Below are 16,676 nucleotides of genomic sequence, written 5' to 3' on the forward strand. Positions count from 1 at the left end.
GCCCCGGCGTGAGTTCACCTGGCGGCGTGGGCGCGTCGGCTGACGCTGTCCAGGCCGTCGAGGAGCAACATCTGTGCCACAAAATATGTCGACAGGACCGATGCCTCTGCGACTGCACGAAGGCCCTTGTTGCGCAGCAGGTATCGACGATTCATCAGGATCGCATCGGAAGCCATGAACGTGATTCCGCCCAGGGCCAGTCGGCGTGTGGGGTCATTAGAGTCTCCACCGGTGAGTACCGGATCGCCTGCGGTCGCCGCCATGGTCGCCAACGTCGCGCCGTATGTTCCCAAGACCGGGAGCAGGCGGGGGGAGTTGAGTACCAGCAGTGCGGTGACCTCGTTCATCAGCCCGAAGCGCGCGAGCAGTCGGCGTTTGTCCGGCCGGGCGCCGTGCCGCGTCAGCAAACCGAGATAGGACAGATGCGCGAGCCCGAACATCGTTGCACCGGTTTGGATTTGCCGATCCTTCTCGGGACCGGTTGCGAACTCCTCGCGGTACATGAAGTAATCACCTGCGGCCGACGCGGCGATCGCAGCGGTCAACAGTGCATTGTCGACCCCGGACCGCTCACGTGCACCGCGCGCTACACCCACGGCCAATGCGGCCAGGGCAGCGGGTTTGGCGACGGCCACACCGGGCCGCCATCCCGCGGCGCCGGCGGCCGAAACCGCCAGCGTCGCAGCGACGAACGCTTTTCGCTCGGGGAGCTCCCAAGCCGGTAGGCGCATCTGCGTGTCTACCTGGCGAACAGTGCGGTCACAAAGGCGGAAGCGTCAGGCAATGCTGCCGCGGCCGTTCCTTGTCCGTCCACCGGGTAGGTACGGATGGTTGTCGACTGGCTCGACGTCTCGACCCGGCCCAGGAAGTCCAGCGTGTACGGCAGGATCACCTGGGTATCGAGCAGGCCCTGGCCGAAGAACACCGGCTTGACGTACCCGGTGTCGGGCACTCCGAGGTAGGCCTCGACGATGGGACGAAGATTCGGGACCGACAGCACAGGCCGGCTGAACAGCTCGTTCAAACTTGTTCCTGCAACATCCCGTTGCAACTCGGCCGAACACATCGTCACAGCTTTGTCGGCCAGCGACTTACCCGCTGCGGTCAGGTACGAGTCGAGGTTCAGCTCGGGATGCGACCCGCGGATACCGGCGATGGCGTACAGCACCTCGGCGGTCAGGTCGGAAGGCAGTGGCACCGGGATGAATTCGGGGCCGGCGTTGAGCACGAGTTCGCCGAGGTTGGCCGGAACACTGGTGACCGTAGCGCCGCGGAAATCCAGTTCCGGACCCTGGATCTGCGTTGCGCTGCGGGCCGTGGCCAGCGCAGCTGTTGCGCCGCTGCCGTTCCCGTTCACAACCCACTGATCAGAGAGATCGTCGGTGATGTCGTGGGCAGCCCTCACGGCATCAACGATGTTGTGGGCCTTGATGGTTGTCTGCAGGTCGGGGAGTGCACCCTCGACGCCGAGGCCGGCGTAGTCGGAGGCGACAACCGCATAGCCCTTCCGCAGCCACGGCGTGATGTCGTTCCAGTTGGCGGCCGATTCGGTTTTACCCGACCACGACGGTGCGCACTTGTCCGCCAATCCGACGGTGTCATGTGCCCAGGCCACCACCGGCCAGCCACCCTCTGGTGCTTCGCCGCGGGGGAGATAGACAGCGGCACTGCTCAACTCGGTGCGGTCGGTGGCGGCATTCGTCCAATAGGTGAAGCGGTCGGCGGATCCCGCGCCGGTCACCCAACGATCGTCGGGCAGGCCGATGTTGGCAAACACCTTGCCTGCGGTTCCACCCGTCGGAACCGGGTCTGCGGTTGCGATACCGGCGGCACCGAGGCCTCCGGCGACCACCGCGGCAAGTGCGGTGGCGGTGAGGCTGCGGGTACCGATCCGGCGTAGTGCTTGCTTGTGAACACTCTTCATGACTACTTCTCCTACCAAGGTCCGCGTACGCGGACTAAACCTGCGTGATCCCGATCATCGGGAGGAAGAAACAACTGCGGCTACCGTTCTGCACGGTGCCGAATACGGCGGAAAGCACGGTGCCGTTGCCGGTCTCGACCGGGGCCAGTCGTGAACCGGGCAGGCTCATGGCCTTTGTCGCAGGGTTGATGAAAGCGCGAACCGTTGCTTCTTCGCCGGGGGTCAGGTTTCGGACCTTCTTGACCTGTTCGATCAATTTGTCGACGATCGTGGTGCCCACCGGGGCCATGTCCTCGAACCCGCCCTGGAGCGTGTTGACGTTGAACCAGGCGACCTGCATGCCGGTGGCTTCGCCGTCGGCGGTGATCCCGGACGGGAAGAAGCCGAACAGCGTTTCACCGTCGTCCACGATGTTGGGTGAGAAGGTCGCGGGAATCAGGCTTTTGAACAGGTCCGGGATCTTCACTCCGGGGATGACATACGGGCCGGGTGCGGCGCCGCCGACGGCGGGCACGAGTCCGAATGGGTTGTCCTCGGTGGCCTCGACACAGTTGAAGGCGACGGTGGGGTTGATGAAGGATTGGATGCCCAGTTTGCGCAGGGCCTCATCGGCCGCTGCCAGTGACCCGGCGATGTCGGTGGCGTCTGCGACCGGCGTCGCGGTGAGCTCGGCGGCCGGTGTGGACTCGATCTGCGAGGTGCCTCCCAGGAGTGCCTTCGCAGCGGCCAGGGCGGCGGGATCGCCCGCAGACTTTCCGAGCTCGGCGATCGCGGCCGTCAGTGCGTCGTCGCCGGGGATCTGGTTCGGCGCGGTCAGCGTGGCCGTCTCGGGTGCGACCGGTTCTGCGCCGGCTACGGCCGGGGACAGCAGGGCGGCGAACGCCACAACCGCCAGTGTGGCGGCGCTGCGGCGAAACATCGTTGAGCTGGGCATGGATCTCCTTGGACAGACGCGGGGTCGCACCTGTTACGTCTGTGACAGGTGTGACCAATGGTGCTCTTGTTACACAAGACCACGGTGTGGGAGCTCTGTGCAAGTTGCGAGTTCAACCTGTGACTCAACCGCGACCGTTCCGGTGTTCGGCTGTGCATCAACAGATCTGGTGTGGCCGGTGGAGTGTGACGGGCCACAAAAAACAGGCGCCGACCCGAAGGTCGACGCCTGCTGTGGAGTACTCCGGTGGCTAGATGACGGCCAGTCCGACTGTGGGAACGATCGTGCAGCTCACGGTCTTGTCCTCGGTCTTGGTGGTCACGTTGCCGTAGATTGCCGAAATCACGCGGCCCTGACCGGTTTTCACGACCGTGGTGAAGGTTCCGGGGCCGTCTGCGGCATTGATCCGGTCATTGCGGCGCAGGTTCTGCTGTCCGGTCTGGCCGGTGTCGATGTTGATCCAGGCAACGGTCAGCGGAGCAGCGTCGTTGTTCAGTGCCGGGCCGGTGCCGAGGCTGGTGTAGACGTATCCGGCCTCGCCCTTCTTGGGGCCGGGGGCCGGCGCCTGCTGCGGTCCGGCGGTCACCAGTGCGGAACCGATGGAGTTGCCGCCGGGGATGCAGCCCTGGCCGATGGTCGGGTAGAGGAACTGCTGGATGACCGGTGCGCCCGGGCCGGACGGGATGTCCGGGCCGCCGCCGCCGGAGCCGTCGAGGAAGCTGACGACCTTGTCCCAGATCACGGCGAGTTCTGGCGGTAGCGCCGGATCGGCCGCGAGCACCTTGGCGTTGGAGAGCAGGCTGGCATCGACCTTGCCGTCGGCACCGGGGGTGGCGACCGAACCGATGATGGCCGGCACAAACGCGCCGAGCGACTGCAAGGTGGCTTCGTCGATCTCGAGGTTGGCGGGTATCGGCGGGAACGCGGCTTCGTCAGCGGATGCGACAGCGGGCAGTGTCAGCGCCGCTGTGGCGGCGATGGCCACGGTCGTGACCGCGCGGCGGACATTCAGGCCTGTCGAGGCCTTGCGGAAGCGCCCGCGGCTGCGGTCTGCCTGCTGATTCAAAAGCACTGTTCGTGGTGTCCCATCTCGCGTGGAGCCCGACTGATCACGGCTCAACATCTCTATCGCCGTGCTGACGGTAACCGTTTCATTCTTCTGCCGCCAGTAGCCCTAGCCAGTAGGCGGACCTGTTCTCGTCGCCCTGGGACCATACCGTGTGACTGGAGTTACCAGTGGTGCCGGTGATGCAATTGTGATGTCACATTGAGGGCACGAAGGAAGAGTCGGCCTGATCCGAAAGTCGCTGATGGCGCATCAGATGTGATCGTCACGCTCCGCTTCCGGACAACCTCCCCGGGCCTGCTTAGATTCACGAAGACAGAACGAACACGCGATGCAGGGAACCAGGCCCGCTGTTCTCACTGAACAAACCCACTTGGAGGGTCGATGCTTCGACGAATACAGCTCGCCGCAGCGCTCGTTGCATTATCGGTCGGGGCCGGTGTCCTGACTGCATGTGGCGATTCCGGTTCCTCGGACGAGGTGGTCCTGCTGACCCACGACTCCTTCGCGCTACCGGACGAACTGCTGGCCTCGTTCGAGGACGAGACCGGGCTGACCCTCAAGGTGGTCCGGGAAGCAGACGCCGGACAGCTGTCGTCGTCGATCGCGCTCACCGCCGGCTCACCCCGGGGTGATGTCGTCTACGGCATCGACAACACCTTTGCCTCCCGGGTCCTCGACGCCGACGCGATCGAGCCCTATACGAGTCCGGACAACAATCTCGGACCGCAGCAATACGCGCTCGGCGAACCCAATCGGCTGACCGCGATCGACCGCGGCGACGTGTGTGTCAACGTCGACACCGATTGGTTCACCGAACGCGACGTCGCACCACCCGCGAACCTCGAAGATCTGACCGACGCCCGGTACAAGGGGTTGACCGTGGTGATGGACCCGGCCACCTCGTCACCCGGCATGGCATTTCTGCTCGCGACGATCGCCGCCTATCCGGCCGATGGTGCATGGGAAGGATATTGGGAGCGCCTGCGCGCCAACGACGTGAGCGTGGCCCCCGGCTGGACCGAGGCTTACAACCAGGAGTTCACCGCCGGGGAGGGGCAGGGCAGCAAACCCATCGTGGTGTCGTATGCGTCGTCGCCTGCCTTCCTGCCGACCACCAAGGCCCTGCTGAACACGTGCTTCGCGCAAATCGAGTATGCAGGCGTCCTGCGCGGCGCGGAGAACGTCGACGGCGCCCAGCAGGTGGTCGACTTCCTGCTCAGCGAACCGGTACAGGCAGCTCTGCCCGAATCGATGTACGTCTACCCCGTTCGTACCGGAACGCCGCTGCCTGCCGACTGGGCGCAATTCGCACCCCAGCCCGAGTCTGCTGCCACGATGCCGCTGGAGGTCATCGCCGAGAACCGGGAAGCCTGGCAGCAGGAGTGGCGCACCGTCATGGGTCGCTGACCGCGGTGCCCCTTCGCGCAACCACCCGGCACCCACCCTCAAGGTGGGGGTCCGGAGCGGGCATCGTGGCCGCCGCGGGCGCGCTTCCGCTGGTGTTCGTGGGGGTGATGTTCGGGTGGCCGCTGGTCGCTCTGGCCGTACGTGCGTTCGGCGATGGCTCGGGCATCGATCTCATCGGGTTGCTCGACGATGCCAATGCCGCACATCTGTTGTGGTTCACCGTTGCCCAGGCCGCGGCGAGCACCGTGCTCACCTTGATCGTCGGCCTGCCGGTGGCTTGGGTTCTGGCAAACTTCGAACTGCGGGGAGCGCTGGCGATACGGGTCATCGTCACCATTCCCTTTGTGCTGCCCACCGTGGTGGTGGGGGTCGCGTTCACCGCACTACTCGGCGACCGTGGCCCGCTCGGCTGGCTCGACATCGGATCGTCGGTGTGGGCGATCCTGTTGGCGCACATGTTCTTCAACGTTGCGGTTGTGGTGCGCACCGTCGGTTCGGTCTGGGGTCAGCTCGATCCGCGTGCCGAACAGGCCGCTCGGACGCTGGGTGCCGACCGCCTGCACGTGCTGCGAACGGTCACGCTCCCGGCCCTCGCCCCGGCGATCGCGTCGGCAGCGTCGGTGGTTTTCCTGTTTTGCGCCACCAGCTTTGGCGTGGTCCTCATCCTCGGTGGCGGCCGGTACAACACCATCGAGACCGAGATCTACCGGCAGGCCATCGGATTCTTCAAACTGCCTGCTGCCGTGGCCCTGTCGATGATCCAGATCCTCGTGGTCGCGGTGGTGGTCGCGATCAGCGCGGTGTTGAGCAGCCGGGCCCGGGGAGTCGGTGCCCCCCGTCGTCGCCGTCGACCGCAAGGGGCGCAGCGCGTGGTGGTCGGCGCCATCGTCGCGTTCGTCCTGGTCGTACTGCTGGCCCCGCCTGCCGTCCTGGTCTGGCGTTCGGTCCGGCCCACGGTCGGTGGAAGCTGGAATCTGGACGGCTACCGGGCGCTGACGGAACCGATCAACGGTGAAACCCCTTGGGAGACCATGCAGTACTCCCTGATCAGCGCGCTCTGGGCGACCGTGATCGCGCTGGTCCTCGGTCTGCTCGGGGCACTGGCTCTCTCCCGTGCCCGTGGCGTGTTCGGTGGGGTCGCGACGGGGGTTGCGATGCTCCCGCTGGGCGTCAGCGCCGTCACGGTCGGTCTGGGCTATCTGGTGATCCTGACCTCGATGCCTCGTGAGGTCGCGAACTCGCCGGCTGTTGTTCCGGCCGTGCAGGCGCTGATCGCGACGCCGCTCGTGATCCGCATCCTGGTACCGGCGATGGGTCTGGTCGATCTGAGGCTTCGGCAGGCGGCGGCAACCCTCGGTGCCGGGCCCCTGCGGGTCTGGTGCACCGTTGATCTCCCGATCATCTCCAGAGCGCTCTGTGCGGCGACCGGTTTCGCGTTTGTGATCGCGATCGGTGAGTTCGGCGCCACCAGCTTCGTGGCGCGGCCCGACACCACCACGGTGCCGGTGCTGATCGGCACGTCACTGTCGCGTCCCGGAGCGGGTAACTTCGGCACTGCGATGGCCTGTTCGGTGATGATGCTGGTGGTGACCGCGGTGGTGGTGGCCCTCATCGAGGTCGTCCGCCGGGACGAGGGAGGTGAGTTCTAGATGCTCGAATTATCCTCTGTGACAGTGAGTTATGGATCAGAAGTGATCATCGACGATCTGGATCTTTCGATCGGGACCGGGGGAGCGACCATCACGGCGTTGCTGGGGCCGTCCGGATGTGGCAAGTCGACACTGATCCGTGCCATCGCCGGTCTGGAGCCGTTGTCCGCGGGAACGATCACGTTCGACGGGATCGATCTCGCGCCGACCCCGACCCACCGTCGCGACTTCGGGGTGGTGTTCCAGGACGGTCAGCTGCTCCCCGGGCGCAGCGTCGCCGACAATGTCGGATACGGACTGCGGGTCCGACGCTGGCGCAAGCCCGCCATCGCACGCCGCGTGGCCGAGCTACTCGATCTGGTCGACCTGCCCGGCCTCGGCAGCCGGAAGGTGGCCGAGCTGTCCGGTGGTCAGCAACAGCGGGTGGCGCTCGCCCGTGCGCTGGCTCCACGACCCCGGCTGCTCCTACTGGACGAGCCGCTCTCTGCGCTCGACCGGCAGTTGCGTGATCGCCTCGCGCTGCAGATCGCCGCGATCATCGGTGCCACCGGCACTCCGACCATCGTGGTGACCCACGACCATTCCGAGGCCGCGATGATGGCCGATCGCATCGCGGTGATGGACGGCGGCCGGATCGTCCAGGACGATCATCCCGAAAAGCTTTGGCGTGCACCGCGGACCGAGCGGATCGCGCAGTTCATCGGCTGCACGACGGTCTGCGAAGCAAACATCTCCGCGGGTGTTCTGCAGAGCCCGCTCGGTCGTGTTGCGGTCGATCTGCCCGACGGCGCCGTCCGGGTCGGACTGCGCCCCGAGGCGGTCCTGGCCACACCGTTAGTCGACGGGGCAGGCGGCGTCGGCGGCGTCGTCCGGCATGTGGCATCACTGCCCGAGGGGACCCGGGTGCGGGTGACGGTCGCCGGTCTGGATGTCGATGCTGTCGGAGATCCGCGGCTCGCGGTCGACGATCAGGTCTCGATCGCGCTCGACCGCAGCCGGATCGCCATCATCTCCGGTCCGCCCGCCAAATCACTCATCGAGACGGTTGAGGAACAGGGAACAGCGGGCCGCAATGCGTGAGGTCGTGGCCGGTGCGGTCATCAGCGAAGGTCGGTTGCTACTTGCTCAGCGCACGTATCCGGCCGAGGTGGCCGGGTTGTGGGAGCTGCCAGGGGGCAAGGTCGAGGTAGGGGAGACCCGGGCCCAGGCGCTCGAGCGTGAACTCGCCGAAGAGTTGGGGATCACGGTCGCGGTCGCCGGCCAGATCGGAGAGCCCGTACCGCTGCGTACAGATCTGGTTCTGGTCGCGATGGCCGCGACACTGCTCGCCGGCCGGCCGCATCCGCATGAACACTCTGCCGTCGGCTGGGTGGATGCCGACGACCTCCGGCGGATGGCCGGCGACGGGGAGCTGGTACCTGCCGATGCGGTGTGGCTGGGCGACCTGATCGCGATGCTCCGCTGATGAGGTCCGATGTGGTGGCGAGGGGCTCAGGCGGCGCGTGATCGAACTTTTTTGAGGGCTTTGGTCAGCTCTTTGTTCGACAGGCCCGCAGAGGAGTATTTTTGCATCTTGTGGATCACAACCGGGCAGCGAAGGCAACGGGTTGAACTGCGGCAGCACTTCTTTTTCGGCTTCATCTCGCAGACATCTGCCGCCTTCTTCTTGCCCATGTATCCGCCTTCCAAAGGTCCCGCACCTAGTGGAAAGTTAGGTTAGCACCACCTTAATTTGTGGGCTTCAGTGGATTGTGACGCCGCTCTCATTGCGGGACCACGTATCCTTGTGTGGTTTGAGCACCAGGCTCGACTGTTTTGACATGCCCACTTCACGTCCGGAGAACTTCAGTGACTTCTGCCCCCAATTTCCGCAACGTTGCGATTGTTGCGCACGTCGACCACGGGAAAACGACCCTGGTTGACGCGATGCTGCGGCAATCGGGAGTGTTCGAAGAACGAGCGGAACTCGTCGACCGGGTCATGGACTCGGGCGACCTCGAGCGCGAGAAGGGCATCACCATTCTCGCGAAGAACACCGCGGTGCACCGTCGGCAGCCCGACGGCACCGAGGTTGTCATCAACGTGATCGACACCCCCGGCCACGCCGACTTCGGTGGTGAGGTCGAGCGGGGCCTGTCGATGGTCGACGGCGTGGTGCTGTTGGTCGACGCCTCTGAAGGCCCGCTGCCGCAGACCCGCTTTGTGCTGCGTAAAGCCCTGGCCGCGTCGCTGCCGGTGATCCTGCTGGTCAACAAGACCGACCGTCCCGACGCCCGCATCGCCGAGGTTGTCGAAGAGAGCCACGACTTGCTCCTCGACCTGGCGTCGGACGTCGATGACGAGGCCGCCGCAGCTGCCGAACTCGCTCTCGATCTGCCGGTTCTCTACGCATCGGGCCGTGCCGGAGTCGCCAGCACCGTTGCTCCCGAGAACGGTCAGGTTCCCGATGCCGAGAACCTCGACGCCCTGTTCGATCTTTTGCTGTCGTATGTGCCTGCCCCCAAGGGTGATCTCGACGCGCCCCTGCAGGCCCACGTCACCAACCTCGACGCCTCGCCGTTCCTCGGCCGGCTCGCGCTGGTCCGCCTCTACGCCGGCACCCTGAAGAAGGGCCAGACCGTCGCCTGGCTACGTGAGGTCGACGGCCAGCCCGTCACCGAGCGCGCCAAGATCACCGAGCTGCTTGTCACCGTCGGCGTTGCGCGAACCCCCGCGGAAGTCGCCGTTGCCGGCGACATCGTGGCTGTGGCAGGTATGCCGGAGATCATGATCGGTGACACCCTCGCCGACATCGACCATCCCATCGCATTGCCGCGTATCACCGTTGACGAGCCGGCCATCTCGGTGACCATCGGCACCAACACCTCGCCCATGGTCGGCCGCGTGAAGGGCCACAAGCTCACCTCGCGCATGGTCAAGGACCGCCTCGACAGCGAGCTGGTCGGTAACGTCTCGCTGCGCGTCCTCGACATCGGTCGTCCGGACGCCTGGGAGGTCCAGGGCCGTGGTGAGCTAGCGCTGGCCATCCTCGTCGAGCAGATGCGTCGTGAAGGCTTCGAGCTGACCGTCGGCAAGCCCCAGGTGGTCACCAAGCAGGTCGACGGCAAGCTGCACGAGCCGTTCGAGCACCTCACCGTCGACGTCCCCGAGGAGTACCTCGGTGCGGTCACGCAGCTGCTGGCCGCCCGCAAGGGCCGGATGGGCGACATGGCCAACCATGGCAGTGGCTGGGTCCGCATGGAGTTCATCGTTCCGTCGCGTGGCCTGATCGGTTTCCGTACCGACTTCCTCACCGAGACCCGCGGTACCGGTATCGCCAACGCCGTGTTCGACGGCTACGGCCCGTGGGCCGGCGAGATCCGCGCCCGCCACACCGGTTCGCTGGTCTCCGACCGGTCCGGAACGGTCACCCCGTTCGCGATGATCCAGCTCGCCGATCGTGGAACGTTCTTCGTCGAGCCGGGCGCGGACACCTACGAGGGCATGGTCGTCGGTATCAACCCGCGTATGGAAGACCTCGACATCAACGTCACCAAGGAGAAGAAGCTGACCAATATGCGTCAGTCCTCCGCCGACGTGATGGAGACCCTGGCCAAGCCCATCAAGCTCGAGCTCGAAGCCGCGATGGAGTTCTGTACCGACGACGAGTGTGTCGAGGTCACTCCTGAGGTGGTCCGGGTGCGCAAGGTCAATCTCGACTCCAACACCCGCGCCCGCGAGCGGTCAAAGACGAAGTCTCGTAACCAGAGCGTGAGCTAGAAGGACGCCATCGGCGGTCGAGTACCGACCGCCGATGGCGCACTGATCTTGACCGGCGGACAGAGGAATCGGGTTTTGGGTAGACGACGGACAACAGCGACTCCGATGGCCGCGGTCGCGCTGTCCTGCCTGCTGTTCCTGACAGCATGCGTCGCTGATCCGCCGCCGCCGGTTCAGCAGACGAACTCGGTCCCGCCGGAGCCCGCCGAGCCCTCGGGCCGGGTGCTCTACGTGGCAACCGACTCGATCGGCAACGGGTTCAATCCGCATCTGGCCGCCGACCAGTCGGCGGTCACCACCGCAGTCGCGGCGATGACCCTGCCGAGTTCGTTTCGGCCGACAGCGCAGGACGGCCGGGTCGCGTGGCTGATGGACGAGGCGTTGCTGACCAGCGCCGAGGTCACCGGTACCGACCCGTTCGCGGTCACCTACAAAATCCACGAAGACGCGCAGTGGTCGGACGGATTGCCGATCACCGCAGAGGATTTCATCTACCTCTGGCAGCAGATGTCCCGGCAGCCCAACGTGACCGCACCTGCCGGCTACCGCATGATCACCGACGTCCGCAGCTCCGCGGGCGGCAAAGAGGTCACCGCGACGTTCGCGGCGCCGTACCCGGCGTGGCGTGAACTGTTCAACGACCTGCTGCCCTCGCACGTCCTCAAAGGCGCGCCCGGTGGCTTCCAGACCGGCATGGACAGCGGTTTCCCGGCCTCCGGTGGGCCCTTCACGATCAGCGGCATCGACCACAGTCGTGACGAGGTCCGGCTGATCCGCAACGACAGGTTCTGGCTGACCCCCGCCGGCGTCGACCGGATGACCTTGCGCCGCGCGGGAACCACCAGCCAACTGGCCGATTCGATGCGCTCCGGCGACACCCGGGTCGTGGCGGTCAGCGCCGGCGAGGCACTCGGCGCCACCCTCGGCAGCATCGGTGGGGTACTGACCGGCCGCGTCGCGCAATCCCGAACCCTGGGCATGACGGTCAACACCCGCACGAAGTCGATGTCGAACATCGACCTGCGCCGTGCGGTTCTGGGAACCATCGACACCGGACTGGTGACGTTCGCCGCCGCCGACGACACCGAGGTACTCCCGGACACCAACTCCGTCTACGCGCCGTCCGACCCGGGTTACTACCCGGTGGCGCGTCCGGCGGTTTCCCCCGAGCAGATCGAAGGGTGGCTGGCCGCAGCGGGATACCAGCGCGGCCCGGCGACACCGCAACCCGATCCGCCCACTTCTTCCGGCGCACCGAGCACCAGCGCGGCGCCCACGACCACGACGACCACCACCGAGGTGACATCGACGACCGCGCCGAGCGATCTGCCGACGCTGCCCGCCGGCACACAGCCGGTCGAGCAGGGCGACGGGCAGCCGCTGGTGGTCCGGGTCGGCTCGGTCACCGGCGATCTTCGGACGGGCGCTGCGGCGGCCAACATCGTCGACCAACTGAACCGCGCGGGAATCCGTGCCACGAGTGTCGCGATGTCGACCGCCGAGTTGTACAGCTCGAGCCTGACCGGCGGAGACGTCGATCTGGTGGTGGGCTGGAGCCGGGCCGGTGAATCACCGGCCACCGCGCTCGCGTCGAACACCGAATGTCTGAGCACCGAAGAATCCACCGAGACGAGTGCATCGCCGGACTCGGACAGCGAGCCGTCGAACACGTCGGCCCCGGAGCCATCGGCCACCTCTTCACAGGCCCCGACGTCGGAAACCGAAGAGGCCGAACGCAACGAACCGCGTTACACGAGCAATGTCTCGGGCCTGTGTGACCCCGAATTGCAGGAGATCGCGACTCGCGCCATCTCGGCGGAGGATCCGGCAGAGGATCTGCGCACCGCTCAGCGCCTGCTCGATGAACGCTCGGTGTATCTGCCGGTGTATCAGGATGTTCTGACCACCGCCGTCTCTCCTCTTGTCGCCGGCGTCCCGGTCACCGGTCCGGTGCAGACCGGCATCTACGGTGACTCCGCCCTCTGGCGCCAGCAGACCGGTAACTGAAAGCGAACCCGAAATCCATGAATCGTCTGTTGCTCGTTCATGCCCACCCGGATGACGAGACCATCACCACCGGCGGCACGATCGCCACATATCTCGACGCCGGCGCCGAGGTCACCGTGCTCACCTGCACGCTTGGCGAGGAGGGCGAGGTGATCGGTGACCGGTGGAGTGGACTGGTCGCCGACGGCGGCGCCGATCAGCTCGGTGGCTACCGGATCATGGAGCTGACCGACGCGTTGGCCGAACTGAGCCCCGATCCGTTTGCCCCGGTGGAACCGAAGTTCCTCGGTGGCGCCGGTCGCTGGCGGGACTCCGGGATGTCGGGCGCACCATCGAACGAGCACAAGCGTGCCTTCATCGCCGCGGGCACCGAGAAGCCGGCGCAGGTGCTGGCCGACCTGATCCGCGAACTGCGTCCACAGGTGGTCGTCGGATACGACCCCGTTGGCAGCTACGGTCATCCCGACCACATCCAGGTCCACGCCATCGCTCACGCGGCCGTTGAACTCGCGGCCACCGGTGAGCAGGGCTGGTCGGTGTCGAAGCTCTACTGGACCGTCACCGAGAAATCCGCACTCGATGACGGCCTGGCCGCGGCCGCCGCGCGGGTCCCGAAGGGCTGGCGGATGCCGGCACCGGGGGAGCTGCCCAGTCATTCGGATGCGGAGATCACCACCGCCATCGACGTCCGTGAGGTCTACGATCGCAAGGTGCGGGCGCTGAGCGCCCACGCAACGCAGGTGACGGTGTCCGCGTCGGGCACCGAATATGCGCTGTCGAACAACATCATCCAGCCGATTTTTGCCGAGGAACATTTCATGCTGGTCGCCGGGGAGCAGGGACCGACCGATGAGTCCGGGCGGGAAACAGACCTCTTCGGTGGTCTGTGATGGCCACGACCGTGATGAATTCAGTCGGGATGCGCTGGGCCCTGCTGGGTCTGCTGTGGGTCGACGGCTTCCTGGTCGGCGTCCTCGCCCTCGCGTTTCTGCCGCTGCACATCGGGTCGGTGCCGTTCCCCATCAGCGCGGTGCTCGCGGCGATCGCCAATTACATCCTGCTGTGGTGCAGCGCCACCCTGGTCGAAGGGTTCGCCCGCTTCGGCGCATTGATCGCCTTCATGATCGCGTTCTTTGTGTTGGCCGCGGGAGGTCCCGGGGGTGACATCGTGGTGCCGCAGGATCTGACGGTGTTCCTGCTCCTCGGCCTGGGTCTGGTGGTGCCGGTGTTCGCCGCGTTTGCCGGCTTGGTTCCCGACCCAGAGTCCGATGCCACGGCCGCTACGAAGCCGGTGGTGAAGGGGTCGGGGGAATGATCCGGCGCCGATGACGCATTATCTAAAGCGTGACCTCCAAGATCCCCGAAGTCCTCGAGACACCGGATCGGATATTGCTGCCTGATCCCGCCATGCCGCCGCGCGTCACCGGAGCCGCGGAGGAGGTGCGCCCTGATGGCGATGCGATCCGGCAGGTGCTCGCCCAGGTGGAGGAGGGCATCGAACTCGATGTCGACCGGGCTGCGACCCTGCTCGCGGCCCGCGGGGACGAACTGGCCGCACTCTGCGCGATCGCGGCGGGTATCCGTGACGCCGGACTGATCGCCGAAGGCCGCGAGCGTCAGATCAGCTACTCGCGCAAGGTGTTCATCCCGCTCACACGGCTGTGCCGGGATCGGTGCCACTACTGCACGTTCGTCACGGTGCCGGGCAAGCTGGCCCGCGACGGCCAGGGCATGTTCCTGGAGATCGAGGAAGTACTCGAGATCGCCCGCAGCGGCGCCGAGATGGGTTGCAAAGAGGCGTTGTTCACGCTCGGTGACCGTCCCGAGGAGCGATGGCCGGAAGCCCGGCAATGGCTCACCGAGCGCGGGTACACCTCGACGCTGGACTATGTACGGGCCGCCGCGATCCGGGTGCTCGAGGAGACGGGGCTGCTGCCGCATCTCAATCCCGGTGTGATGAGTGCCGAGGAGATGGCCCTACTCAAACCGGTTGCACCCTCGATGGGCATGATGCTCGAGACCACCGCGCGGCGACTCTTCACCGACAAGGGCAATGCGCACTACGGCAGCCCCGACAAAGACCCCGAGGTCCGCAAGCGGGTGCTCGTCGACGCGGGCCGGCTCTCGGTCCCGTTCACCACGGGCATCCTTGTCGGCATCGGGGAGAACCTCACCGAACGTGCTGATTCTCTGATCGAATTGCACAAGGTGCAGCAGGCTTTCGGCAATATCCAGGAAGTGATCGTCCAGAATTTTCGGGCCAAACCCGATACCGCGATGCGCGGCGTCGCCGATGCCGAGTTCGACGAATTCTTGGCAGCGGTCGCGGTGGCCCGGATCATCCTGGGCCCGGGAATGCGGATTCAAGCCCCTCCGAACCTGGTGTCGCGTGCCGAATGTGCGGCGCTGGTCGGTGCAGGCGTCGACGACTGGGGTGGGGTGTCGCCACTGACCCCCGACCACGTCAATCCGGAACGGCCCTGGCCTCATCTGGATTCGCTGGCCACGATCACCGCCGAGACAGGTTATGTCCTGACCGAACGTGTTGCGGCCCAACCCAGATACGTCTTGGCGGGCGCCCCGTGGATCGACGAGCGGATCAGCGACCACGTGTGGGCACTGGCCGATCCGGTGACCGGGTTGGCTGCCGATGTGCTGCCGACCGGTCGTCCGTGGAACGAATCGGGCGACGACCGGGAGCCGGTCGACGAAGGTCTGCATACCGCATGAAACTTCCGCTGCCGCCAGTGAAAGCGCTCTCGGACAACGATGTTGCGCGCATGCTCCACCAAGCCACCGGAGTGATCGATCTGCTCCTCGATGCGGTCGACAGTGACCCGCTCGGCATCAAAGGGCGAACGTTCGACAGTGCCCAGCGAGAATCTGACGAATCTGACGAGGCGCTGGTCGCCAAGGTCATCGGCACCATCGACGGCCCCTTGGTGTGGGCAGCCGATGCCACCGGATTACCGGGTACCTCGAAGTGGGCCGACTGGACGCCGGACCAGCGTCGCAATTGGTGGATCGGCCGGGTCGGAGCCATCACAACTGTTGGAGTGGCGTACCCGGGTGTCTTCGGTGCGCTGGTGAACCGCTTGCCGATTCAGACCGTGCTCGGATTCGGTCACCAGGCGATCCTGCTGTGTGCGGTCGCCCGCGCCTACGGCATCGACGACCGGTATCGCCAGACCGACCTGCTGGCCGAGGTCCTGTGCCGCCGAACCCTGAATTCGCGGACGCTGCTGACCGGCGAGACCGAAGGCAGCGAACGCAGCGCCGAAAACGACGCGCTGGTGAAGGAGATGTGGACCGGTCTCGAGAAATCGCGTGCGGTTCTCGGTGAACTGGAGCGACGGCCGTCGTCGAAACAGCCGTGGCGGCTGTTGTCCGGACTGCCCCTGGTCGGTGCGGTCGCCAGTTACATCGGGGAGTCCGGCGCTCTCCGACGGGCATCGGATGCCGTTGTCCGCGAAGTGGTCTGACCACCGCGAGTGTTTGACTACCGCGAGATTCCGCTGATGCCCGCGGCGACCAGCGCCTCGTAGCCGCCGATCACGTCGGTGGCACGGTGTAATCCGAGTAGTTGCAGCGACGCCGCGGCCAGACTCGAGGTGTAGCCCTGCGAACAGATCACGACCCACGGGACGTCGTGGTCGACGGCTTCGGGGATCCGCGCATCGGATGCCGGATCGAGGCGCCATTCCAGGACGTTGCGCTCGATCACCAATGCGCCGTCGAACTCACCTTCGGCGGCCCGCTGCGCCGCAGGGCGGATGTCGACGACCAGTGCACCGCCCGCGAGTGCGGCCGGTAGATCCGGGGCGTTGATCCGGTCGAGACCGGCCCGGGCCCGGAGCAGGAGATCGTCGATGGTGGTCACAGCGCTCATGCTGCCCCACCGTCGGTGAGAACGGTCTTCGTGCGGCC

The 16,676-nt window shown here is 66.0% G+C and carries 15 protein-coding genes and 1 pseudogene; 10 read left to right on the forward strand and 6 right to left on the reverse strand.

All coding sequences use genetic code 11. The annotated features are described in order from the left end of the window. Positions 1–14: 14 nt before the first annotated feature. The 4 genes from AC1TPF_RS10525 to AC1TPF_RS10540 form a co-directional block, all read right to left on the reverse strand. Positions 15–731, reverse strand: a complete 717-nt coding sequence (locus AC1TPF_RS10525; protein ID WP_482143763.1) for a lysoplasmalogenase family protein — start codon at positions 729–731, stop codon at positions 15–17. Between the two features lie 8 nt (positions 732–739). Further along, positions 740–1,924 (reverse strand): lipase family protein, encoded by a 1,185-nt coding sequence (locus tag AC1TPF_RS10530; RefSeq protein ID WP_482135190.1) that lies wholly within the window; start codon positions 1,922–1,924, stop codon positions 740–742. Between the two features lie 34 nt (positions 1,925–1,958). Next, the gene (locus AC1TPF_RS10535) at positions 1,959–2,858 is read right to left on the reverse strand and encodes a hypothetical protein (RefSeq protein ID WP_482143765.1); all 900 of its coding nucleotides are present in this window, start codon (positions 2,856–2,858) and stop codon (positions 1,959–1,961) included. A 250-nt stretch (positions 2,859–3,108) separates the two neighbouring features. Continuing rightward, complete coding sequence (locus AC1TPF_RS10540; protein ID WP_482135188.1) at positions 3,109–3,930, reverse strand: Rv1157c family protein; 822 nt, start codon at positions 3,928–3,930, stop codon at positions 3,109–3,111. Between the two features lie 378 nt (positions 3,931–4,308). Between AC1TPF_RS10540 and AC1TPF_RS10545 the strand changes: the two genes are divergently transcribed. The 4 genes from AC1TPF_RS10545 (at position 4,309) to AC1TPF_RS10560 (ending at position 8,448) form a co-directional block, all read left to right on the forward strand. Next, positions 4,309–5,334, forward strand: a complete 1,026-nt coding sequence (locus AC1TPF_RS10545) for a thiamine ABC transporter substrate-binding protein (protein ID WP_482135187.1) — start codon at positions 4,309–4,311, stop codon at positions 5,332–5,334. A gap of 65 nt (positions 5,335–5,399) precedes the next feature. Beyond that, entirely contained in the window at positions 5,400–6,983 is a 1,584-nt protein-coding gene (locus AC1TPF_RS10550; protein ID WP_482143766.1) for an ABC transporter permease, read from the forward strand. Further along, the gene (locus tag AC1TPF_RS10555) at positions 6,984–8,063 is read left to right on the forward strand and encodes an ABC transporter ATP-binding protein (protein WP_482143768.1); all 1,080 of its coding nucleotides are present in this window, start codon (positions 6,984–6,986) and stop codon (positions 8,061–8,063) included. Beyond that, positions 8,056–8,448, forward strand: a complete 393-nt coding sequence (locus AC1TPF_RS10560; RefSeq protein ID WP_482143770.1) for a (deoxy)nucleoside triphosphate pyrophosphohydrolase — start codon at positions 8,056–8,058, stop codon at positions 8,446–8,448. Before AC1TPF_RS10555 ends, AC1TPF_RS10560 begins: the two co-directional genes overlap by 8 nt. 26 nt (positions 8,449–8,474) lie before the next feature. On the opposite strand, the gene AC1TPF_RS10565 is transcribed toward AC1TPF_RS10560, so the two are convergent. Beyond that, positions 8,475–8,657: a hypothetical protein gene (locus AC1TPF_RS10565; RefSeq protein ID WP_482135183.1), complete on the reverse strand. Its 183-nt coding sequence runs from the start codon at positions 8,655–8,657 to the stop codon at positions 8,475–8,477. Between the two features lie 174 nt (positions 8,658–8,831). Here AC1TPF_RS10565 and typA point away from each other — a divergent pair, with 174 nt between their 5' ends. From typA to AC1TPF_RS10595, 6 genes and pseudogenes are all read left to right on the forward strand, one after another. Beyond that, positions 8,832–10,742, forward strand: coding sequence for a translational GTPase TypA (typA, locus tag AC1TPF_RS10570; RefSeq protein WP_482135182.1), 1,911 nt, complete (start codon positions 8,832–8,834; stop codon positions 10,740–10,742). 105 nt (positions 10,743–10,847) lie between these two features. Next, positions 10,848–12,749, forward strand: coding sequence for an ABC transporter family substrate-binding protein (locus AC1TPF_RS10575; protein WP_482143772.1), 1,902 nt, complete (start codon positions 10,848–10,850; stop codon positions 12,747–12,749). 17 nt (positions 12,750–12,766) lie between these two features. After that, positions 12,767–13,639 (forward strand): N-acetyl-1-D-myo-inositol-2-amino-2-deoxy-alpha-D-glucopyranoside deacetylase, encoded by an 873-nt coding sequence (gene mshB, locus AC1TPF_RS10580; RefSeq protein ID WP_482135180.1) that lies wholly within the window; start codon positions 12,767–12,769, stop codon positions 13,637–13,639. Continuing rightward, entirely contained in the window at positions 13,639–14,064 is a 426-nt protein-coding gene (locus AC1TPF_RS10585; RefSeq protein ID WP_482135179.1) for a hypothetical protein, read from the forward strand. Before mshB ends, AC1TPF_RS10585 begins: the two co-directional genes overlap by 1 nt. Before the next feature lie 92 nt (positions 14,065–14,156). Next, a pseudogene (gene cofG / locus AC1TPF_RS10590) lies at positions 14,157–15,449 on the forward strand (7,8-didemethyl-8-hydroxy-5-deazariboflavin synthase CofG); the annotation flags it as partial. Positions 15,450–15,475: 26 nt separating this feature from the next. Next, positions 15,476–16,231: a hypothetical protein gene (locus AC1TPF_RS10595; RefSeq protein ID WP_482143774.1), complete on the forward strand. Its 756-nt coding sequence runs from the start codon at positions 15,476–15,478 to the stop codon at positions 16,229–16,231. 17 nt (positions 16,232–16,248) lie between these two features. Here AC1TPF_RS10595 and AC1TPF_RS10600 read toward each other — a convergent pair whose 3' ends face one another. Beyond that, positions 16,249–16,638, reverse strand: coding sequence for a rhodanese-like domain-containing protein (locus AC1TPF_RS10600; RefSeq protein WP_482135177.1), 390 nt, complete (start codon positions 16,636–16,638; stop codon positions 16,249–16,251). Positions 16,639–16,676: the final 38 nt, after the last annotated feature.

This window comes from Williamsia sp. Y853 (assembly GCF_056786495.1).

Bases quoted from the DNA above. Each gene is read 5' to 3' on its own strand.
- AC1TPF_RS10525 (WP_482143763.1), bottom strand. From the start codon at position 731: ATGCGCCTACCGGCTTGGGAGCTCCCCGAGCGAAAAGCGTTCGTCGCT.
- AC1TPF_RS10530 (WP_482135190.1), bottom strand. From the start codon at position 1,924: ATGAAGAGTGTTCACAAGCAAGCACTACGCCGGATCGGTACCCGCAGC.
- AC1TPF_RS10535 (WP_482143765.1), bottom strand. From the start codon at position 2,858: ATGCCCAGCTCAACGATGTTTCGCCGCAGCGCCGCCACACTGGCGGTT.
- AC1TPF_RS10545 (WP_482135187.1), top strand. From the start codon at position 4,309: ATGCTTCGACGAATACAGCTCGCCGCAGCGCTCGTTGCATTATCGGTC.
- AC1TPF_RS10555 (WP_482143768.1), top strand. From the start codon at position 6,984: ATGCTCGAATTATCCTCTGTGACAGTGAGTTATGGATCAGAAGTGATC.
- AC1TPF_RS10560 (WP_482143770.1), top strand. From the start codon at position 8,056: ATGCGTGAGGTCGTGGCCGGTGCGGTCATCAGCGAAGGTCGGTTGCTA.
- AC1TPF_RS10565 (WP_482135183.1), bottom strand. From the start codon at position 8,657: ATGGGCAAGAAGAAGGCGGCAGATGTCTGCGAGATGAAGCCGAAAAAG.
- AC1TPF_RS10575 (WP_482143772.1), top strand. From the start codon at position 10,848: ATGGCCGCGGTCGCGCTGTCCTGCCTGCTGTTCCTGACAGCATGCGTC.
- mshB (WP_482135180.1), top strand. From the start codon at position 12,767: ATGAATCGTCTGTTGCTCGTTCATGCCCACCCGGATGACGAGACCATC.
- AC1TPF_RS10585 (WP_482135179.1), top strand. From the start codon at position 13,639: ATGGCCACGACCGTGATGAATTCAGTCGGGATGCGCTGGGCCCTGCTG.
- AC1TPF_RS10595 (WP_482143774.1), top strand. From the start codon at position 15,476: ATGAAACTTCCGCTGCCGCCAGTGAAAGCGCTCTCGGACAACGATGTT.
- AC1TPF_RS10600 (WP_482135177.1), bottom strand. From the start codon at position 16,638: ATGAGCGCTGTGACCACCATCGACGATCTCCTGCTCCGGGCCCGGGCC.